This window comes from Rhodococcus sp. NPDC019647 (assembly GCF_044389235.1).
Lineage (GTDB): Bacteria > Actinomycetota > Actinomycetes > Mycobacteriales > Mycobacteriaceae > Rhodococcus_F > Rhodococcus_F oxybenzonivorans.
The window spans coordinates 1-21,189 of sequence record NZ_JBIRXS010000044.1; the positions used below are offsets into that span (position 1 = coordinate 1).

Consider the following 21,189-nt stretch of genomic DNA (forward strand, 5'->3'; position numbering starts at 1 on the left):
TTACTCATGGCACCACAATCCTTTGCTGACTCAGAAACAGTTCCTATAGATGATCTACAGCAACTGGGTCTTGTGTCAACCATCACTTTCCGCGATCCCCACCCCGGCCCACGGAAACACCTGCTCAACACCCTGCGCAGCAGTGCGCACACGTGACCCCGGAACGCAGACCACCGTCGGATCGATTCCTCCGAAGCGGGACGGCCCACTCGTCTGGCCCGATTCCTTGCAAGTTCGTCAGCGCCACATTTTGGCCACGGCGGAAGGGCCGCCTCTCGAGTTGTTCTCGTGTAGGCGCGATCTCGGGATGTGTTGAGTCACCATCGATTCGTCGGCGGTGTCGACGAATTGGCCACCTCACCCGTCTTCATCGCTTCACGCAGCGGTAATCCCTAGGGAGAGGGCTATCATGAGCGTTATGAAAGTTGTTGGCCGGAAGACTGCGCGACTGGTGGCGGGTCGAATCGTGCAGGACATTGGAGACGAAGGGCTCTCTCGGCTTCCCTCGGAAGCGGAGTTGCTCGAACGCTACGAGGTCAGCCGGCCGTCGCTTCGCGAAGCCCTTCGTATTCTCGAAATGTACGGAGTCATCTCCATTCGACCCGGCCCGGGTGGGGGTACCCGAGTAAATCAGGTCGCAAGCTCGCAATTTGCGAGCGCTTCATCGTTGTATTTCCATCTACTCGGCCTGACGCTCCGAAATGTGCTGAACACGCGCTTGCAGGTCGAGCCTTTGATGGCTCGGCTCGCGAGTGAACGCGTGAAGTCGGGTATACCCTGGGATCCTGAGGAGGCGGACGGGGACAACGCGGAGTCCGGTAGTTTCCACTTTTCAGTGGCCCGGTTCACCGGCGACCCGATTTTACTGTTATTCGCGGACGGACTCCGCAGCATATATGTCGATGAATCCGCCGACGAGAAGATTCCCCGAGAAGAATTGCCGGTATCGCACGATCAAATCGCCGACGCCATCAAGAGTGGTGATTCCGAAAAAGCTGAGCGCCTCATGCGTGATCATATTCGGAGTTATGTCGACGCGTTGGAGAAGAATTGTCCCGAGGTGCTGGACCAGGTAGTGGACTGGAACTAGTGACCGTTACGCGTCCTCGGACTTCAGCTGTGAGCGTCTGATCTTGCCGACACTTGTTCGTGGAAGTTCCGCCACCTGGTGCCAATCGCGTGGACATGCCTGTGGTGGAAGGTTGTTCGATGCCCAGGCGGTGAGCTCGTCGATGTCGAGCGGAGTCTCCACGTTGCGCGCTACTACATAGGCGACGGGAACAACGTCCCGAATGGGGTCCGGCCGCGGGACGACCGCGACCTCCAGGACACCGGGTGCCTGCGCCAATGCGGCCTCGACCTCGGTGAGGCTGACGTTCTCGCCGGACACCTTGATGACGTCGTCGACCCGGCCGACGAATCGCAGGCGCCCGTCCTGATCGGACACCACCAGGTCGCCAGTTCGTAGCCACGTCTCGCCGCCTTCTTCGAGAAGTGCGGCCGACGTCGCCTTCGGGTCCGAGAGATACTCCTGAAAAAGGTCACACCCGGGGGTGCCGGCCACCAGCAGGAGGCCGGGGGTCTCCGTGTCGACGGGCTCGAGGCTGTGGGGATCGACAATGGCGGTTCTGCGTCCTGCGTCGCTGGGGTTGCCGATGAAGACCGGACTCGCGTCTTCGGGGCTTTCCGCCGTGACCATGGCAACGGTTTCGGTCATTCCGTACAACTGGCGCGGTGCACATCCCACCATCGACGCGAACTCGTCGAAGTGACCGGGAGCGAGGCTTTGGGCGAACCACACATGCCTGAGATTCAATTGTGGTGTGTCCTCGGGACGCCGCGCAAGAATCATCCGAATCGGTGCCGCGAACAAGCTGGCGTGGGTGGCCTCGAGTCGGGCGGCCTGCTTACCCCACTGAGAGGCTGAGAATGTGTGGGTCAGGGCCACACTCGCACCCACGGCGATCGCAGGAGCGAAGCAATAGTACTGGGCGTTCGCATGGAAGAGTGGGAGTGTGACCAACCAGCGATCCCCCGATTTCAGGTCGGCGGCCTTCGCCATCGCCTGGGCGACATGTGCATAGTTGCACTGCGTCAGCACAACAGCTTTGGGCTCGGATGTTGTTCCAGACGTGAACATCACTGCGAGTCGGTCATGCGGGCCTGGTTCGTCGAGAAGACGTGGGAGGCGGTCGCGGGAGACCAGGAGGCTGCCAGGAAGCACGTCGATCGAGTCTTCCTTCAGGACAAGAAGTTCTATATCGAGTGCCGACCCCACACCCTCGTCGGACGCACGCTTGACGCCCTGGAGGTACGTGTCGGCATTCCGGGAACCGCACAGCGCCACAGTCGGTGTCGTTCGACGAATATGCATCGCGATGTCCCTGGCGGAGGACGCCGGATCGGCGAAAATGGCTGTTACGCCGATACGCGCTGCGGCGAGCCACACTGCCACGAAGGCGGGACAATTCTTCAGGACCACGTGGACCGCTGACCCGGGCACCGCTCCCGCCTCTTCGAGCGCGGCGGCCGTCGAATCGACGATTCGATCGAACTCCTCATAAGTCCATTGCGTGACGTCGTTCGTCGACCCTTCGAAGACCAAGAAGGTCTCGCTCGCGTGAACCGCGACCGTCTCGTTCCAGGTTCGTGCGAATGTTGCGCAGGCAACGGCGTCCAACGTGCACCTCACAGATTGTCGTACATATCTCGGATCGTTCTCGGTGCCTTGTCGTGCACCCACAACGTTCGGTCTGCCCTACACTTCGTGCGTCGATCGGGCCTCCGCCGAAGCCTACGTTCGTCGCGTCCGTGTCGATATGTCCGATGGAGACGGTACTTGCGCCGATTCTGGTCCGCGGTGGACATACACCGTATGGTGAAGGCAACTGCTGCGGCTGAATGCGCGCAGGATGAGATGAGGCGATCATGAAACACGAATTGCGGCTCACATCTTCCGAGAATCTGGCGGGTGGCACAGCCACCGACATCCTGCGAGTCGCGTCTGAGCTGGTGCGCGCCGTCTCCCGCACGGGTTCGGATCTCGGGGAGGTCGAGCGCACTGTCGTCGAGATCTTGAGCGCGGCTTCGGAGCTCCCGGTCAGCGCTGAGGAGCCGGGGTTCCATCCGGCCCTGCTTGCTCTCCTCAGAGAAGTCGCTGGTCAGCACGAGGCGCGAGATGATCGGTATCGAGCACTGTTGGACACCGTCGCTGACATCACCTCGGAAGACGATCCGGACAGGCTTCTCGGCGGTATTGCCGATCGTGCGCGGAGGCTTCTTCGCGCCGACGTCGTCTACCTCTGGTTAGCGGAACGAGAGGGTGAATACGCTTACCTGGGTGCGACCTCGGGGGGCATGACTTCCGAGCTTCTCGATCTGCGTGTACCGGCGGGGATGGCGATGACAGGGCGGATAATAGAGAGCGGAATGCCGTTGATCGTTTCGAGGTACTTCGGCGATCCGAATTTTGTTCATTTTCCAGACGTCGACCGGGTCATGGAGCGGGAGAAAATCGTTGCGACCGTCGGCGTGCCCCTGGTGAACGGATCTAAACGGCTCGGTGCGTTGATTGCTGCCAACCGTGACGAACGTGCCTACACTCCAGCGGATCTGGACCTTCTGCACTCGCTGGCCGGGCATGCCGCCATCTCGATCGAACGCTCGAGGCTCGCTGAGGAAACCAAGACTGCACTCCGGTCACTCGAGGACGCGAACCGCGAGCTGGCCCGCAGCAACGCCGAGTCCGAGCGCGCGACCACGGCGCACTTCACGCTTTCCCAGGTCGCCTTGGCCGGCGGAAACATCGACAATCTCGTTCAGGAAGTCGTCAAGATCGTCGGCGGTGAGCTGGCTGTGTTCGATCCGGACGACCGCCTACTCGCTGACGCAGGCGACCTCAGCGGAACTGCGCAGCCTCCCGAGTTGATTCGTCTCGCCGCTCTCGCGCGGACCACTCAAACGTCCGGGAGCCTGGTAGCCATCCCGATCTTGGCGGCCGCCAGACTTCTCGGCATTCTGTACTACCAAGGTGACGGGACTCCCGCGAAGCCAGACATTCAGATCCTCGAACGTGCAGCAGTCGTCGCTGCTTTGCTTCTACTCTTGGCCGAGGCAGAGGCCGGAGCCGCGGGTTTTCGTCGCGACGACTTCATCGACGATCTCCTGTCTGGTGACGAAGCTCCCAGCCGCCTGATCCACCGCGCCGCGCAGTTGCGAATGGAACTGCGTCAGCCGTACACCGTTCATGTCGTGCGAGCACCCTTGCAGCAACGTCGGCTTGCTTACCTCGCAGACGAAGCAGCGAAGATCCGAGGGGGCTTGGCCGGGCAAAGTCATATCCTCCAACGCGGAAACAAGTCGTCGGTAGTAGCCCTGATACCAGGAAATGATCCGCGGTCGAATTCCGCGGAGCTGTCCTCGGCAATCGCACGCGCTGGACGGGTGACGCCATCGGTGGCCGGCGCGGGACCGACGCGTGCGGTAGCCGGCGTGCGTGAGCTGTTCGACGAGGCGGTGACCTGCAGTGATGCGATGGAACGGATACAGGGCGGTGCCATGTCGGGCACCCTGGACGATCTCGGGTTCGTCGGACTGGTTCTGAGCAATCGACCGAATGTGGACCGATTCGTGCGGACGACGCTCGGCCCGGTGGCCCGGTACGACGTGGCACATCACACCGAATTGTTGAGCACTCTCGAGGCCCTCCTTGCAACGGATGGAAGTCCGACAGCAGCGTCGGAAGTTCTGCATGTTCACGTGAGTACGGTGAAACAGCGAATGCAGCGGTTGAAGGACCTATTGGGAGACGATTGGAGAACTGTGGATCGAACGAGCGAACTCCGTCTCGCGCTGAAACTTCATCGGCTCAATCAGAACACACTGGAAGCTGATGCCCAGTCGGCTCCACACAGGGGCGCCGCCTCGGCCGGCAGCTAGTCGAGCGGTTCTGTTTCGTGGCTAGGTTGAAGTCTGCTCGACGACCCACGCTGCGATCTGCGCGCGGCTGTTGAACCCGAGCTTGGACAGAATGTGCTCGACGTGGCCTTGAACGGTGCGCGGGGAAATGACCAATCGGGTGGCGATGGCCCTGTTGGTCAGGCCCTCCGCGACGGCCTCTGCTATCTGACGTTCTCTCTTGGTCAACGTCGCGGTCTCCCCAGGTGTGGGTGGCGGCGTGGGCGTTTTCTCACCGAGGGCATAGGCGATGGCAGCATTGAATCCCAGGACTCGGCCGTCCCTTCGGGAAGCCACGAATGTCGGTTCGCCGAGCGCGTGCATCGTCCTGCGCTCGCACTCGTCGTGATAATGGAGCAGGTTCGGGAACCACAGCGTGAAAGTCCCTACGGACTGCGCCATTTCCTCCGCGGCACCTATCAGTACAGCTGCACGCCGCGCATCTTTGTTCTCGGCTGCGACCCAGGCAAGGACTTCAAGGCACGTTGCGGTCGTACGGAGATCGCCTACCTCACGGGACAACTGCAGTGCGTGCCGCAGCAGTTCAACCGTGCCGGGGTGGTCTGATCGTCGCCATGCGGCGATGCCCAGTGCCCGGAGGGTCGCGGCGCGGTGCACGACCTCGCCGCAGGACTCGGTGATCGCGAGTGCCTGTGAATAGCACTCGTTCGCTCGTTGTTCGTCACCCGCCTGGTCGCATGCCCGTCCGAGCATGTGGAGCACCTCGATGTGCGAGAAATCGTGAGCGCCGAACTTCTCGATCGCGGTTTCCAGCAGTGATCGCGCCCGCGCGAAATCGCCGCGATACAGAGCGAGTGTTCCTTCGGCTCGGGCGACGAATGCATCTGCCGTCGAGTCGGAAACCCGTTGGGCCACCATGCGTGCCTCGGCTACCGAGGCGGAGGCCGCGGTCAGGTCGCCCTGCAGTTCGGCCAGGACGCTGTGTGCATGCAAGGCCTTCACCCGCTCCACCGTCGGAGTCTTCCACGGCGCAGCAAGGAGTCGGTCGAGCCAGCGCCGACCCTCGCTGAACAGTCCGCGCGCCTGCCAGAACGGCTGGAGGGCGGCGGCGATCGTCAGTCCGATTCCAGGATTGTCACTCAGGCAGAACTCCATCACCTCGCGAAGGTTGGTCTGTTCGCGATCCAGGCGGGAGATCCAGTCGAGCTGTCGGGGGCTGATCCACTCCGACTCCGCCTCGAGCGCCAACTGCCGGTACCAGTCTCGGTGGCGACAGCGCAGATCTGCGTACTCCTCGTTTCTCTGCGCGAGTTCCCTGCCATAGTCCCGCAGGATGTCGAGTAACCGGAAGCGCACTACTGCGCCGGACTCCTCCCGAATAAGGATCGACTTGTCGACCAGAGAAGTCAGCGCATCGAGTACCTCCTGCGCATCCATGTCATTGCCGCAAATCTGCTCAGCCGCATCCAGTTCGATGCTCCCCGCAAACACCGACAGCCGGGCCCACAGCAACCGCTCTACGGGGTTGCACAAGTCATAACTCCAGTCGACGCACAGACGCATCGTTTGCTGCCGGGTCGGGGCGGTTCGGCTGCTGCGGGACAGCAGCGTGTAGCGGTCGGTCAGCCGCTGGAGAATTTGCTCTGGCGACATGGCTCGCACCCGGGCCGCAGCGAGTTCGATGGGCAACGGTAATCCGTCGAGCCGATTGCAGATCTGGGCCACCGTGCCCGCGTTGTCCTCGGTCAGTGTGAACGTCGGGAGAGCCGTCGCGGCGCGTTCGGCGAACAATGTCACGGCGTCGTAGCTAGGTGTTCCTCGAAGTGAGGGCACGCGCTCGGGAATGGTGAGCGGCGGGACGCGCAGAACAGCTTCCCCGGCGATGCCGAGAGGCTCGCGACTGGTGGCGAGGATACGCAATTGCGGACAACCGCGAAGAAGGGTTGCGGACAGCTCTGCCGCCGCGTCCACTACCTGCTCACAGTTGTCGAGCACCAATAAGAGCTCGCGTGCAGCCAGAAAGTTCAACAGGCCGTCGCGCTGGTTGCTCGCCCGTTGATCCCGCAAGCCTAAAGCTGCAGCCACAAGGTCTGCCACCAGTGAACCGTCCGATAGCTCGGCGAACTCCACCAGCCATACTCCGTCGTTGAATCCGCGTCGCACACTGTCAGCTGCCCTGAGTGCGAGGCGTGTTTTGCCGACGCCTCCGAAACCGGTCAGTGTCACCAAGTGCGATGTTTCCAGGGAGCGTTTCACTTCCGACAGTTCATGCCTGCGACCGACGAAACTAGTCAGCTCCACCGGCAAGTTCCCTGTGGTCCTGCCCGGCAACCGAGTCGGGCCAGGATAGGAACTGCCTCCGGCGGGACGAACAACCATGGAGTTCGGCAGGGCCTCTTGCGGCCGCTCACCTCCTGAACCGGTGTGGAGCGCCATGTCGTCGACTGCGAAACCGTGATCGAATTGCGCGCGCCGGAGGGCCTCACCGAGGGTGGCGGCGGAGTGCCGGTCTGGTGCGGAAGTGGCCATCGCCCGTTCCACCGCCGCACTGACGTCGTCAGCGATGTCCTGTTCCCGTAGATCCGGAACGGGCTCGGTGGTGATGCGAACGAATTGCGCGACCAGCTGCTCACCGCTGCGCCGCTCGAAAGCAGCATGACCGGTCAATGCGCAGAAGAGAGTGGCGCCCAGCCCATAGACGTCCGAGGCCGGGCTCGGCGACTTTCCGGCTAGAACCTCGGGCGCGGTAAACGCAGGTGAGCCGGTGACGGTACCGGTGGCGGTTTCGAAACTCCCCTGAATGCGCGCGATACCGAAGTCAGCCAGTGCGGGCTCGTCGTAGTCGGAGAGCAAGATGTTCGCGGGTTTGATATCGCGGTGCAGGATGCCGAGCCGGTGCGCTGTTTCGAGGGCGCCCGCGATCTTCACCCCGAAGCGAAGGGCCTCGTCCAGTGGGAGAGGTCCGTGCCGGCGGACTCGCGTGTCGAGGCAGCCACGGGCGTAGTAGGGCATCACAAGAAAGAGCCGGCCACTGTCCGTGGTACCTATCTGCAGGACATTCGCGATGTTCGGGTGCCCTGTCAGCCTCCCCATCGCCCGCTGTTCGCGGAGAAATCGTTCCCGATTCTCGTTGTCGTCGAAGTCTGCGGTGAGAACCTTCACCGCGACAGTGCGATCGAGAGCGGTCTGCGTGCAGCGATACACGACGCCGAAGCCACCGCGCCCGATTTCCTCGGCATTGGAAAATCCCGCCGATTGCAGGTCCGTCACCAACAAAGCGTTGTCGACACGCTGTGTTGCGAAGGGATCATTGTCGGTCGCCATCTACGATGCGCTCTTTGCCCCTGTTGAGGGATTCGACGAGGTGTCGGCCGACACCTCCTGAATCACCAGGATATCGCTGGACGCGTCACCCAACAGTGCGCGATGGCCGTAGGCTGAAGACCGCAAACCCGAAATTCGACGGCTGCGTAATCCTCGAATGCACCGTCACCAACTCGCTCTATCGGCTGGCTACCCCCTCGGGGACACAAAGTCGAGGGCAGTGTGTCTCCGGCGGACATTTGTCATTGCTCCAACCAGGAATACTGTCTCTGTGTGTCGCGGATCACCACGGCCTCGCACGTCCGAGCTGACGGGCCTGGCTGCCCGATCAGCTCTGGTCCCGACCAACCCTGCTCGCCGGAAACCAAGGAGTCGCGCTACGCAACAGAAACCAGATGATCAGTGAAGTTCAGTCGGGTGCAATCGACGGCAATCACCATCATCTCTCCGGAGGACCAGAAGTGACATTATCCGAAAGATCGCAGGGGCACCGCGTCAATCCAACGCTGACGCTTGCGGTCGTTGTTGCCTCAGTATTCGCCTACAAGGGTCTCGAATCGATCCTTTCCCCTGCTCTGCCGCTGATTCAAGAGTCCCTCGGCGCAACAGAAGCACAGATCGCGTGGGTAATCACCGGTGTGCTGCTCACGGGTGCGGTGGCCACCCCGTTGATCGGCCGCCTGTCTGACATTCGCGACAAGAAGTCGATCCTCCTTGCCGTACTGGCAATCGTCGCAACCGGAACCGCAGTCTCGGGTCTTTCGAACTCGATCTTGATGCTTACCTTGGGACAGCTCCTGCAGGGTGTTGGCCTTGCGGTGGTCCCCCTTGCCTTCGGAATTATTCGCGATACTCAGACCGAAGCCCGGATCAAGTCGGGCAATGGTTCGGTCATTGCCTTCATCTACGCTGGGACGGCGTTTGCGCTCGTCGGCTCCGGGCTGCTCGTGAGCGTTCTCCCCTGGCGTTGGTTGTTCTCGGTCCCCTTCGTGATCATCACCATCATCTTCGTCGCCGCGTGGCGCCTGGTCCCATCATGTCCACCTGCCAATCACGGCCGCGTCGACTACACGGGCGCCACCTTCCTCGGCAGCGGAATGGCCGTCATTCTCATCGGCATCACCAAGGCGCCCGAGTGGGGTTGGCTCTCTGTCGAATTCGGAGCAACCGTGCTCGCGTGCGTTGCGCTGTTGACAACCTTCGTCGTCCTCGAGCTTCGTTCGTCCGAGCCGCTCATCGACGTGCGCTTGCTTGCGACGCGGCCACTTGCAGTGAGCTGCCTCGTGTATCTGCTGTGCGGGTTCGCTACGAATGCACTGTTTCTGGCGGTACCCATGCTGGTGCAGCAACCGACCGACACAGGGTTCGGTCTCGGCGCCTCCGAGTTCACGACGAGCCTTCTCCTGCTCCCCCTCGGCTTGGCCGGCGCCGTTGTAGCACCGCTGACAGGTTGGCTCGATCTTCGGGTCGGTGGACGAACCACCATGCTCACTGGTGTCATTCTGGCCGGGGCGTCGTTCGTCCTTCTTCTCACTGCAAACGGACATTTTCTCATGGTCATGGGAGCGACCATCCTCATCGGCGCTTCGGGTGGGATCACACTGACGCAGGCAATGAACACAGTGGCGCTGACGTCTCCGGTCAGCCGGATCGGGGCATTCAGCGGTCTCGCGTTTGTCGTCAAGGCAGTCGGTGGCACACTCGGCGTCCAACTTTCGGGAAGCATCCTCACTACCGGCACCAGTACGGCTGCGCCGACCTGGACTTCCTTCACGATCGTGTTCGTGATGGGCATCGCCGTCACAGCGCTGGTTGCCGTCAGCTGCTTGCTTCTGCCACGGAAAGTGACAACTTCGGCACAAGGAGCAGAACCACTGGTCACCACCAGGGTTTCGACCGACTGAACTGACCCCCGGTTACGTCAGAAGTAGTCGTCGACTCGACGTCGTCGAAATTCGGGTGCGGCAGTCTCCGGTGAGTCCGCCATTCCGCTGACTGCCGCACCTGCACGGGTGACCACATCAGCAAACAGACCGCCAAGTAGAAGCGGATGCCAGAAAGCTGTCCATTGAAGCCAACCAAAAACGGCGCAGACTCTACGGGCGTCGAAACCTACACGCGCGAGTATCGGAACTTGCGCCGGACCAAACACACCAGGCGACAAATACAGACGGAGTACAAGTCCCGGGGAGAAGCCGCTCGATTCATCGAATTCGCTCGAGCGTGGATTCCCTACGGCGGCGCGACTGACGAGGACATCTTCGTCAGCTTCGGCATGACACGTACTCGCTTCGTACAGATGCTTCGCCACTTCATCGTCGAATCCGGCCTCGATGCCGAAACCGTCAGAGAACTCGCCGACACCTATCCGTATTCGCCCCCTCAGGTCGATCGATGACCTGACACAGCCGACTCGGCAACTACAAGGACATCGCTCTCGTGGCTTTTTCACCGCCGGCCACCTGGACCTAGTCAGCGAGTTTCGGCAGCCAACAGCCCGAGCGGTGCACGGACCTCATAGCTGGAACCGGTATCCCATCCCGGCTTCGGTGATGAGATGCCGGGGTTTGGAGGGGTCGTCCTCGAGTTTGCGGCGAAGCTGGGCGAGGTAGACCCGTAGGTAATGGGTTTCGGTGGCGTATGCCGGTCCCCATACCTCGCGGAGTAGTTCCTTTTGTCCGACGAGTTTGCCCTTGTTGCGGACGAGCATTTCGAGCATCCCCCATTCGGTGGGGGTCAGGTGCACCTCGGCGTCGCCGCGCCGGACGGTTTTGGCGGTGAGGTCGACGGTGAACGAGTCCGTCTGCACCACAGGCTCGCTCGTGTCCACCGCCGCTGCACGGCGGGCGGCTGCCCGGACCCTGGCAAGGAATTCATCCATGCCGAAGGGTTTGGTGACATAGTCGTCGGCGCCGGCATCGAGGGCGTCGACCTTGTCGGCGGAGTCGGTGCGTGCGGACAGGACGATAACGGGCGCCGGACACCATCCCCGCAATCCGGCGAGCACTTCGGTGCCGTCCAGGTCGGGAAGGCCGAGGTCGAGGACGATCACATCCGGCAGCTTTTCGGCCGCGGCGCTCAGCGCATCCGCGCCGGTGGCGGCGGTCACCACGTCGTACCCGCGCACTGTGAGATTGATGCGCAGCGCACGCAGGATCTGTGGCTCGTCGTCGACGACGAGGATGCGTGTCATGCCTTCCCTTCTGCGCCGGCCAGTTCGACGACCATGGTGAGCCCGCCTCCCGGTGTGTCCGTGGCGGAGATCGTTCCACCCATCGCGTCGACGAATCCCCGCACCACCGACAGGCCGAGTCCGACACCGCTGGTCGTGTCGCGGTCGCCCGACCGTTGGAACGGCTCGAACAGCTGGTCCGCTTGTCCGCGTGGCACGCCCGGGCCGGTGTCGGCGACGGTGAGGAGGGTGCGATCCCCGACGGTGGCCGCGCCGACCCGGATCACCGAGTCCCCGCCGTAGCGCACGGCGTTGTCCACCAGATTCGCCACCACACGCTCGAGCAGGCCGGGGTCGGCCAGGGCCGTCACCGCTCCGACGTCGACCCGCACGCGTTCGCGCACCGGAGATCCGGTTCGCCCGCCGATGCCGAGGCCGACGAGGGCGCGGTGCACCACCTCGTCGAGGTACACCGGACGCAGTGTCGGTGTCACCACGCCGGCGGCGAGTCTGGAGGAGTCGAGCAGGTTGCCCACCAGGGCAGTGAGCGCGTCGGCCGATTCCTCGATGGTCGCGAGGAGTTCGGCGGTGTCCTCGGGGGAGAAGGCGACGTCCTCGCTGCGCAGGCTCGACACCGCGGCCTTCACGGCGGCGAGCGGGGTGCGCAGGTCGTGGCTGACGGCCGACAACAGCGACCGTCGCAGCCGGTCCGCCTCGGCCAGTGCTCGCGCCGCACTGGCTTCGCGTGCGAGCTCGTCCTGCCGGAGGAGCGCGACGGCCTGGTTGGCGACGGCGAGAAGGACCCGGCGATCGCGGGCACGGACCTCGGGGCCGCGCAGGACTAGTGCGTACTCGCCGTCGTGCACCTCACATATGGTGTCGGCGTCCTCGAGGCTTCGGGGCGGGTTGGGCCCTACCGAGCTGACCAGGGTGCCCGACCGGGACAGCAAGCCGGTCGATTCCTGTCCGTACGTTTCCCGGACCTTGCCGAGCAGTGCGTCGAGGTCGGCGCCGCGCAGCACGGAACCGGCGAACAGGGCGAGCAGTTCGGCTTCCTGCGACGCGCGGCGGGCCTCGCGTGCCCGTCTGGCGGCGGCGTCGACGAGCGCCGCGACGGCCACGGCGACGACGAGCAGGACCACCGTGATGATGAAGTTGTCCGGCTCGGCGATGGTGAAACTGTGCAGCGGTGGGGTGAAGAAGTAGTTCAGGAGCAGGCCGGAGATCAGCGCGGACAGCGCTGCGGGCGCTACACCACCGAGCAGCGAGACGAGCAGGACGACGATGAAGAACAGGGCGCCTTCACCGCCGATGTGGAACCAGTGGTCGATGAGGCTCATGGCCAGCGACGCGAGTGCGGGGACGAGAACGGCGGCAAGCCACGCCGTCAGCCGACGCGGCCGGGAGCCCACCGGCGCGAGCCGCCACGGACGATGCGCCTCTTCGTGGGTGACCAGGTGCACGTCTATCGACCCCGACTGCTGCACCACGGTGGCCCCGATACCCTCGTCGATGATCCGCGCCCACCGCGACCGCCGTGATGTCCCGAGGACCAGTTGGGTGGCGTTCGCGGCACGCGCGAAGTCGAGGAGGGTGGTGGGTACGTCGTCGCCGACCACGCTGTGCAGGCTCGCACCGATGCTCGCGGCGAGGGTGCGAACCTTGCCCATCTCCGACGCCGACACACCGGCGAGTCCGTCACCGCGGACGACGTGCACGACGACGAGTTCGGCGCTCGACCGCGATGCGATCCGGCTTGCGCGTCGCACCAGGGTCTCCGATTCGGGACCACCGGTGACGGCGACGACTACTCGTTCCCGGGCCTCCCAGGTGTCCGTGATCTGGTTCTCGGCCCGGTATTTCGCCAGGGCGGCGTCGACCTGGTCGGCCACCCACAGCAACGCCAGCTCGCGCAGCGCGGTGAGGTTGCCGGTCCGGAAGTAGTTACCCAGGGCGGCATCGACCTTTTCAGGGGCGTAGACGTTGCCGTGGGACAGCCTGCGCCGCAGCGCTTCCGGGGTGATGTCGACCAGCTCGACCTGCGCGGCCGCGCGGACGATCTCGTCGGGCACGGTTTCCCGCTGCGCCACCCCGGTAATCTGCTGCACGACGTCGTTCAGGCTTTCCAAGTGCTGGACGTTGAGTGTCGAGAGCACGTCGATGCCGGCGGCGAGGAGTTGTTCGACGTCCTGCCAGCGTTTGGCGTTGACGCTGCCCGGGGTGTTGGTGTGGGCGAGCTCGTCGACGAGCACGAGGGCCGGCCGCCTGCGGAGTACTGCGTCGACGTCGAGTTCGCGGCCGATCGTTCCCCGGTACTCGACGAGCTTCGGCGGAATCACCTCGAGATCGGCGAGCTGGGCGGCGGTGCGGGTGCGGCCATGAGTCTCCACCACGGCCGCAACCACGTCGCAACCCCGCTCACGCCGGCGGTGCGCCTCACCGAGCATCGCGTAGGTCTTACCGACACCGGGCGCCGCGCCGAGGTAGATGCGCAGCTGACCGTGTCTGCTGTCGCCGCTCTGCTGCGCGAGTCCGCGGTCGCTCCTCCGCGGCCCGACGACCCGCTCACTGCCCGTCACTACGTCATCATCCACCAGCGGCGGGGGTGGTGCAGTAAGGTGCCGTCAACCCGAGCGCGAGGTTGAGGGTCAGGACGTTCACCCGCGCCTCACCCAGCACCCCGAGCTGGCGTCCCTCGGTGTGGTCGGCGACCAGGTGACGGACACGGTCCTCACCGAAACCGGTCACAGCCGCCACCCGCCGCACCTGGAGCTCCGCGTACGCCGGGCTGATGTGCGGGTCGATGCCCGACCCGGAACCGGTGACCGCGTCGACGGGCACGGCTTCCGGGCTCACGCCTTCCCGGGCCGCGATCGCCGCCCGCCGCTGCGCGACGAACGACGCCAGAGTGGGACTGCTCGGGCCCTGGTTGGTGGGCAACGCGGCGGCCGGGTCCCCGGGTGCGAACGGGTCGTTCTCGGCTACGGAACCGGTGACTCGATTGTGGAAGAAGGGGTCGGGCTGGCCGGCCGGCACCTGTGGGTCGACGCCCACCCAGCGGCTGCCGACGACGCATCCGGCGCTGTCGTGAACGGGCGAGCCCTCGGCGGATCCGGCGCCGAGCCGGCTGACCCCCCACACGGCGGCCGGGTAGAGAACGCCGAGCACGGCAGTCAGGGCGAGCAGGACCAGCAGGCCCGCCCAGGTCTGACGGAGGAGACCGAGAACGAAGCGCATGACATTCACCCGATTCCGGGAACGAGGCGGACAAGAAGGTCGATCAGCCAGATCCCGGCGAACGGGGTGAGCACGCCGCCGATGCCGTAGATCGCGAGATTGCGGCCCAGCAGCCGGGACGCCGACGACGGCCGATATCGGACACCTTTGAGCGACAACGGGATCAGCGCGACAATCACCAGCGCGTTGAAGATCACCGCGGAGAGGATCGCGGACTCCGGGGTGGCGAGCCGCATGATGTTCAGCGTGTTCAGCTGCGGATAGATCCCGGAGAACAATGCGGGCAGGATCGCGAAGTACTTGGCGAGATCGTTGGCGAGGGAGAACGTGGTCAGTGCCCCGCGCGTGATGAGCAGCTGCTTGCCGATCTCGACGACCTCGATCAGCTTGGTGGGGTCCGAGTCGAGGTCGACCATGTTCCCGGCCTCTTTCGCCGCGGAGGTTCCCGTGTTCATCGCGACCCCCACGTCGGCCTGCGCGAGGGCGGGAGCGTCGTTGGTGCCGTCCCCGGTCATCGCCACCAGGCGCCCGCCCTGTTGTTCGCGGCGGATCAGGTCGAGCTTGTCCTCGGGTGTGGCCTCGGCCAGGAAATCGTCGACCCCGGCCTCGGCCGCGATCGCCTTGGCGGTGAGTGGATTGTCGCCGGTGATCATGACCGTGCGGATGCCCATTGCGCGTAGTTCCGCGAAGCGTGCGGCGATGCCGGGTTTGACGACGTCGGACAGGGCGATCGCGCCGAGTACCCGCGCCCCGTCGTCGTCCACGGCCGCGACGACCAGAGGGGTTCCGCCGCCCTGCGCGATCTGGTCGACGGAAACACCGACCTCGGCGGGCACGGTCCCGCCGTGGGAGTGCACCCAGGTGCGGACCGCGTCGCCGGCGCCCTTGCGAATCCGGGTGCCGGCGACGTCCAGACCGCTCATCCGGGTCTGCGCCGTGAACGCGACGAACTCGGAGTCCTTCTCGCCCACAGTAGGTGTGGAAGGCAGATCGAACCGTCGCACGCACAAGTCGACGATGCTGCGGCCCTCGGGCGTGCCGTCGGCCAGACTCGACAGCCGCGCGGCCTGTCCGAGTTCGTGCGCCGACACCCCTGGTGCGGGATACAGCTCGGTGGCCTGCCGGTTACCGAACGTGATGGTGCCCGTCTTGTCCATCAGCAGCGTGTCGATGTCGCCGGCCGCCTCGACGGCACGCCCGGACATCGCCAGCACGTTGCGTTGCACCAACCGGTCCATCCCGGCGATCCCGATGGCCGACAGCAGCGCCCCGATCGTGGTGGGGATCAGGCACACCAGCAGCGCGATCAGCTGCACGGGGTCCGGGCGCTGCCCGCCGTAACCGCCCATCGGCGCCAGGGCGACGACCGCGAGCAGGAACACGATGGTCAGCGACGCCAGCAGAATGTTCAGGGCGATCTCGTTCGGCGTCTTCTGCCGCGCCGCACCCTCGACGAGGGCGATCATGCGGTCGACGAACGACTGCCCGGGTGCGGCACTGATCTGCACGACGATGCGGTCGGACAACACTGTGGTGCCGCCGGTGACGGCGCTGCGGTCACCGCCCGATTCGCGGACGACCGGCGCGGATTCGCCGGTGATGGCGGATTCGTCGACCGTCGCGATGCCCTCGACGACGTCGCCGTCCCCGGGGATCACTTGACCGGCCTCGACGACCACGCGGTCCCCGACCGCCAGCGCGGTGCCGGGCACCGTCTCGACGGATCCGTCGACGGTGATCCGGTGGGCGATGGTGTTCTGCTTGACCTTCCGCAAGCTGGCGGCCTGCGCCTTGCCGCGGCCCTCGGCGACGGACTCGGCGAGGTTCGCGAACAGCACGGTGAACCACAGCCACGCCGTGATCAGCCATGAGAACACCGATGGGTCGGACACGGCCATTGCGGTGGTGGCGACGGACCCGGTGAACACCACGAACATCACCGGATTCCGCGCCAGATGGCGCGGATCGAGTTTGCGGACGGCACCGGGCAGGGCCGCGAACATCTGGGCCGGGTCGAAGACCCCTGCCTGCACCCGGTGACGTGTGTGGGTTGTGTCCGGGGCCGGATCGACATTCGGACGACTGGTCACGTCGATACTCACTGCAGTGCCTCCGCGATCGGTCCCAGCGCGAGGGCCGGGAAGAAGGTCAGGGCCGCCACCAGCACGGCGGTGCCGGTGAGGAGCCCGGTGAACATGGGGCCGGCGGTGGGGAGGGTGCCCGCGCCGGGCGGCGTGGTGCGCTGGGTGGCGAGCGAGCCGGCGAGGGCGAGCACGAAGATGATCGGCAGGAACCGCCCGAAGAGCATGCACAGACCCAGCGCGGACTGGAACCAGTCGCTGGTGACGGTGAGACCGCCGAACGCGCTGCCGTTGTTGTTCGCGGCCGACGCGAACGCGTAGAGGACCTCGGAGAAGCCGTGGATCGATTGCGGGGTTCCGGGGTCGCCACTATTGCCCTGGAAACCCGTCGTGGAGGAGAGAGCGACGGTGATAGCGGTGCCGATCAACACCAGTGCGGGCATGACCAATACGGACAGCGCGGCCAGCGTGATCTCCCGGCGCCGCAGCTTCTTTCCGAGATACTCGGGGGTGCGGCCGACGAGGAGACCTCCGACGAACACCGCGATCAGGGCGAGAACCAGGATGCCGTAGAGGCCTGTTCCGACGCCGCCCGGCGCGATCTCACCGAGCAACATGTTCAGCAGCACCGTCCCACCGCCGAGCGGCGACAGGCTGTCGTGGGCGGCGTTCACCGCGCCGGTTGAGGTGCCCGTGGTACTCACCGCGAACAACGCACTGCCGGGGATACCGAATCGGACCTCTTTGCCCTCCATCGTCGCGCCCGCCGCGGTCGCGGCGACACCACGGACATTCGATTCCGCGGTAAGGGTGACGGCGAGCAGGGCACCCCACAGCAGTCCCATCACCGCCAGCAGCGTCAGGCCCTGCCTGCGGTCGCCGACCATCGTGCCGAACGTCCGGGTCAGCGCCACCGGGATGAGCAGGATCGCGATGATCTCGACGATGTTGCTTGCGGGTGTTGGGTTCTCGAATGGGTGCGCCGAGTTCGCGGCGAGGATACCGCCGCCGTTGGTGCCGAGTTCCTTGATCGCCTCCTGGGAGGCGACCGGGGCGAGCGCGTTGGTCGTGATCGTCCCGTCGAGGCCGGTGGAGGTGAATCCGTCGTTGAAGGACTGGATCACGCCCTGACTCAACAGGATCAGCGCGATGACGAACGAGAACGGCAGCAACACCCGCAGGCTGCCCCGGGTGAGGTCGACCCAGAAGTTACCGATCTCCCCGCCACCGGACACCCGCACGAACCCGCGGATCAGCGCGACCGCCACCGCCATGCCCACCGCCGCAGACACGAAATTCTGCACTGCGAGCCCGACCGGCTGGACGAAGTTACTCATGGTGGTCTCGGGGGTGTACGACTGCCAGTTGGTGTTGGTCACGAAAGACACCGCCGTGTTGAACGCGACGGACGGGCTCACCCCGCCGAGGCCGCCGCCGAGCGGCAGCACCCCCTGTACCCGTTGGAGTAGGTACAGGAACAGCACGCTCGCCAGCGAGAAGCCGAGCACGCTGCCCGCGTACCCGGACCAGGTCTGGTCGGTGCGCGGATCGATACGGCAGATGCGGTACAGCGTCGCCTCGATCCGCAGGTCGTGGCGTGACTGATACGTGCGGGCCAGATAGTCGCCCACCGGAACGTACGCCACCGCGAGCACGCCGAAAACGACGGCGACCTGTAACCCGGCCGCGAGTGCGGGGCTCATCAGAACCGCTCCGGGTCGAGCAGCGCCACCAGCAGATACACCACCAGCGTCACCGCGACGGCGAGGAGGACGACGCTGACGATGCCCGCGCCGGTCATCGCGCTCCTCCCGCCTGCAGACCCCGCAGCACCAGGGCACACGCGGCGAATCCGCCGAGAACGAGCAACACGAAGGCCAGATCGGCCATGAAAAGGTTCCTCTTCGAGTCGGGCCTGTGATCCAACGCAGACGACGACACCCCGTTTCCCGAGGCGTCACGTCAGCATCACCCGCCGACCGGCCGAAATGGGTGTCGCTGACGGACCCTTTACGGCCCCGTCCGCCGTCTTGACGCTTTCCTTACGCCTCCCGGCCGGACACGGTCCTCCACTGCCACCCCATGCCAAGTGCCACGATGACGTACATTTCGCGGCGCGCTGACGGATGCACCGTTGTCCGTCGCGTCGAGTCACGGGTCGAGTTGTGCGCGTATGAGCGTGTCGAGTCGCTGCCATGCCGGGGACGAGGCGTTGACAGTCTGTTGGATCAGGGCCGGGATCTCGGAGGCTTCATGCAGCTCCGGAAGTTCGCCCTTTCCGTAGCGTTCCTGCGTCGCCGCCACGATCCGGCCCGCGAGGTCGTCGATACGGGGATCATCGGCGTCGAGGTCGTACGCGTGGTCGTAGTCGCGGAAGAGCTGCCGTAGCAGCGGGTCTGCATGAATGTCGGCTTGGTCGTGAAACAGTGTCATCGCGCGGTCCGGATGGGTGGCGAACACCAAAATCCACAGGTCGCGTTGCAGGTCGACCCATCGGGGTGTGAAACCCCAGCTGGCCAGGTGATCCAGATGGGCACCGACCTCCGTGGGTAGCGGTGCCAGATGCCCGGCGGCGAGCTGGCGCAGACGGCCTTGTGTGGCCTGCAGGTTCCGAATGTGGGCGGTGAGATTATCGTCGATCTCGCGCAGCGCCTGCTGGAATTTTTCCTCGGTCGCCGACCTCAGGTCCCGGATGCGGGCCAGGGGAACACCGGCTTCGGCGAGCGTTCGAATCTTGATCAGGTCGATGGCGTCCTTGGCGCCGTACCGCCGGTAGCCGGATGCATCGCGGTCGGGTTCAGGGAGCAGACCCTTGTCGTGATAGACGCGGATGGTTTTGATCGATACTCCCACGTATCTGGCCAGCTGCCCGATGGTGATCACCCGGCCCATCGTTCCACTTGACCTTTCCCTAGGGGAAGGGTTGCAGAATGGCCTCATGGCGAACATCGATCGGGAGACCCTGCGGGCGCTGGCCGACGAGGGCAACGAGACCGCTCTGGACCGGTTGGCCGACCTCGCCGACGCGGCCGGCGACCTCACGGAGCTGAGCGAGTTGCTGGACGAGGGATCCATGCGCGCCGGATTCCTGCTCACTCGACGCGCGGTGTCGGCCGGCGACCTGCGCGAACTGCAACGAATCTCCGACGCCGGCTACGACGAGGCAGGCAGCGAACTGGACCGGCTGCTGAAAGCACCCGCAGACGAGGAGAATCGAGAGCCCGACCGGCCGCGGTAGCAGAGCTCGAGATTGCGGCCGGCGCGGGTAATCCTGGCCATCACAGGTCCTTTCAGTCGTCACAACAATCGCAGTCGTGGCTGCCGGAGGAGGTGCCGCGGGCGGTGACCGGTGCGGGGCAGCAGGGATCGCCCTTCCAGGCATTGATCCCTTCCTTCACCGCAATCGTGGCGATCACGAGTGCGGCGATCGGGTCGGCCCAGGACCATCCGAAGAGACTGTTGAGTGCAAGGCCGATCAGCAGGACCGCGGACAGGTAGGTACACAGCAGTGTTTGTTTCGAGTCGGCGACCGCCGAGAGGGAGCCGAGTTCGCGGCCGGCGCGGCGCTGCGCCCAGGACAGCACCGGCATGACCGCGAGACTGACTGCAGCCAGGATGATTCCGACGGTCGAATGACCCGCCTCCCCGATCCCGAAGAGGGATCGGATCGCGTCGACCGTGACGTACAGGGCCAGGCCGAAGAACGAGAACGCGATGATCCGCAGTGCCACCTTCTCCCGCGCCTGCGGGTCCTGGCCGGCGAACTGCCACGCCACGGCCGCCGCGGAGGACACTTCGATGACCGAGTCCAGCCCGAAACCGATCAGTGCGGTCGACGACACCCGGGTGCCCTCGGTGAGCGCGATGATCGCCTCAACCACGTTGTAGCTGATCGTCGCCGCCACGAACCAGCGGATCCGCCGACCGAGGACCCGCCGCCGATCGGTCGTAAGAGCCGATCCCGCTTCAGGCAATCCCAGTTCGGAAGCCATCAGCAGCACCCCTCGGTGCCGGCGTCCGGGCAGAAGGATGGATCAACGGCCAGCACCAGCCCGATCAAATCACCCAACGCGCGCCCGATCCGCGGATCGGCCAGCTCATATCGCGTGCGGCGCCCCTCCGGTGCCGCGACGACCAGTCCGCAACCACGCAGGCACGCCAAGTGATTCGACAGAATCTGGCGCGACACCCCGATCTGATCGGCCAGCTCAGACGGATACCCGGGACCCGATCGCAGGATCAACAGAATCTGCGTCCGAGTGGTATCCGACAGCGCATATCCGAACCGGGCCAAGGCGTCGCGATGAATCAGCGTCTCCATGATCCTGACGATACAGATCTTTCTGTATTCAGGGAAATCTGAACCGCCGTGACGGGAGGTGTACAGGCCGAAACCCGGTTTCCGACTCCACTACAGGACCGCCGATTCCCAGGTTCGAACACCCGGGCGGTGACCTC

At 64.8% G+C, this 21,189-nt stretch carries 16 protein-coding genes; 5 read left to right on the forward strand and 11 right to left on the reverse strand.

Going from position 1 to position 21,189, the window contains the following annotated elements:
- The first annotated feature begins 409 nt into the window (after window positions 1-409).
- Window positions 410-1,090: an FCD domain-containing protein gene (locus tag ACH49N_RS36555; protein WP_358277929.1), complete on the forward strand. Its 681-nt coding sequence runs from the start codon at window positions 410-412 to the stop codon at window positions 1,088-1,090.
- A gap of 6 nt (window positions 1,091-1,096) precedes the next feature.
- Here ACH49N_RS36555 and ACH49N_RS36560 read toward each other — a convergent pair whose 3' ends face one another.
- Complete coding sequence (locus ACH49N_RS36560; protein ID WP_358277931.1) at window positions 1,097-2,680, reverse strand: AMP-binding protein; 1,584 nt, start codon at window positions 2,678-2,680, stop codon at window positions 1,097-1,099.
- Window positions 2,681-2,928: 248 nt separating this feature from the next.
- Between ACH49N_RS36560 and ACH49N_RS36565 the strand changes: the two genes are divergently transcribed.
- On the forward strand, window positions 2,929-4,938 hold the full coding sequence (locus ACH49N_RS36565) for a GAF domain-containing protein (protein WP_358277933.1): 2,010 nt from the start codon (window positions 2,929-2,931) through the stop codon (window positions 4,936-4,938).
- A gap of 21 nt (window positions 4,939-4,959) precedes the next feature.
- Here the strand turns inward: ACH49N_RS36565 and ACH49N_RS36570 are convergent, their stop codons facing one another.
- The gene (locus ACH49N_RS36570; RefSeq protein ID WP_358277934.1) at window positions 4,960-8,241 is read right to left on the reverse strand and encodes a protein kinase; all 3,282 of its coding nucleotides are present in this window, start codon (window positions 8,239-8,241) and stop codon (window positions 4,960-4,962) included.
- Window positions 8,242-8,702: 461 nt separating this feature from the next.
- On the opposite strand from ACH49N_RS36570, the gene ACH49N_RS36575 reads away from it, so the two are divergent.
- Both ACH49N_RS36575 and ACH49N_RS36580 read left to right on the forward strand, forming a co-directional pair.
- Window positions 8,703-10,145, forward strand: a complete 1,443-nt coding sequence (locus ACH49N_RS36575) for an MFS transporter (RefSeq protein WP_358277936.1) — start codon at window positions 8,703-8,705, stop codon at window positions 10,143-10,145.
- A 146-nt stretch (window positions 10,146-10,291) separates the two neighbouring features.
- Window positions 10,292-10,639 carry a hypothetical protein gene (locus ACH49N_RS36580; RefSeq protein ID WP_358277938.1) on the forward strand — a complete coding sequence of 116 codons (348 nt, stop codon included), beginning with the start codon at window positions 10,292-10,294 and terminating at the stop codon, window positions 10,637-10,639.
- Window positions 10,640-10,756: 117 nt separating this feature from the next.
- Here ACH49N_RS36580 and ACH49N_RS36585 read toward each other — a convergent pair whose 3' ends face one another.
- The 7 genes from ACH49N_RS36585 to ACH49N_RS36615 form a co-directional block, all read right to left on the reverse strand.
- Entirely contained in the window at window positions 10,757-11,434 is a 678-nt protein-coding gene (locus ACH49N_RS36585; RefSeq protein ID WP_358277940.1) for a response regulator, read from the reverse strand.
- The gene (locus tag ACH49N_RS36590; RefSeq protein WP_358277990.1) at window positions 11,431-13,908 is read right to left on the reverse strand and encodes a sensor histidine kinase KdpD; all 2,478 of its coding nucleotides are present in this window, start codon (window positions 13,906-13,908) and stop codon (window positions 11,431-11,433) included. Before ACH49N_RS36590 ends, ACH49N_RS36585 begins: the two co-directional genes overlap by 4 nt.
- A gap of 91 nt (window positions 13,909-13,999) precedes the next feature.
- The gene (locus ACH49N_RS36595; RefSeq protein ID WP_358277942.1) at window positions 14,000-14,650 is read right to left on the reverse strand and encodes a potassium-transporting ATPase subunit C; all 651 of its coding nucleotides are present in this window, start codon (window positions 14,648-14,650) and stop codon (window positions 14,000-14,002) included.
- Window positions 14,651-14,655: 5 nt separating this feature from the next.
- Window positions 14,656-16,752: a potassium-transporting ATPase subunit KdpB gene (gene kdpB, locus ACH49N_RS36600; protein WP_358277944.1), complete on the reverse strand. Its 2,097-nt coding sequence runs from the start codon at window positions 16,750-16,752 to the stop codon at window positions 14,656-14,658.
- Window positions 16,749-18,434, reverse strand: a complete 1,686-nt coding sequence (kdpA, locus tag ACH49N_RS36605) for a potassium-transporting ATPase subunit KdpA (RefSeq protein ID WP_358277946.1) — start codon at window positions 18,432-18,434, stop codon at window positions 16,749-16,751. Before kdpA ends, kdpB begins: the two co-directional genes overlap by 4 nt.
- Complete coding sequence (kdpF, locus tag ACH49N_RS36610; RefSeq protein WP_358277947.1) at window positions 18,434-18,532, reverse strand: K(+)-transporting ATPase subunit F; 99 nt, start codon at window positions 18,530-18,532, stop codon at window positions 18,434-18,436. The genes kdpA and kdpF overlap by 1 nt, the downstream gene beginning before the upstream one ends.
- 350 nt (window positions 18,533-18,882) lie before the next feature.
- Window positions 18,883-19,614, reverse strand: coding sequence for a MerR family transcriptional regulator (locus ACH49N_RS36615; RefSeq protein ID WP_358277949.1), 732 nt, complete (start codon window positions 19,612-19,614; stop codon window positions 18,883-18,885).
- A 55-nt stretch (window positions 19,615-19,669) separates the two neighbouring features.
- On the opposite strand from ACH49N_RS36615, the gene ACH49N_RS36620 reads away from it, so the two are divergent.
- Window positions 19,670-19,969 carry a hypothetical protein gene (locus ACH49N_RS36620; RefSeq protein WP_358277951.1) on the forward strand — a complete coding sequence of 100 codons (300 nt, stop codon included), beginning with the start codon at window positions 19,670-19,672 and terminating at the stop codon, window positions 19,967-19,969.
- A 52-nt stretch (window positions 19,970-20,021) separates the two neighbouring features.
- On the opposite strand, the gene ACH49N_RS36625 is transcribed toward ACH49N_RS36620, so the two are convergent.
- Together ACH49N_RS36625 and ACH49N_RS36630 are read right to left on the reverse strand one after the other, a co-directional pair.
- Window positions 20,022-20,723, reverse strand: coding sequence for a cation transporter (locus ACH49N_RS36625; protein ID WP_358277953.1), 702 nt, complete (start codon window positions 20,721-20,723; stop codon window positions 20,022-20,024).
- The gene (locus ACH49N_RS36630; protein WP_358277954.1) at window positions 20,723-21,052 is read right to left on the reverse strand and encodes a metalloregulator ArsR/SmtB family transcription factor; all 330 of its coding nucleotides are present in this window, start codon (window positions 21,050-21,052) and stop codon (window positions 20,723-20,725) included. The genes ACH49N_RS36625 and ACH49N_RS36630 overlap by 1 nt, the downstream gene beginning before the upstream one ends.
- Window positions 21,053-21,189 lie beyond the last annotated feature (137 nt).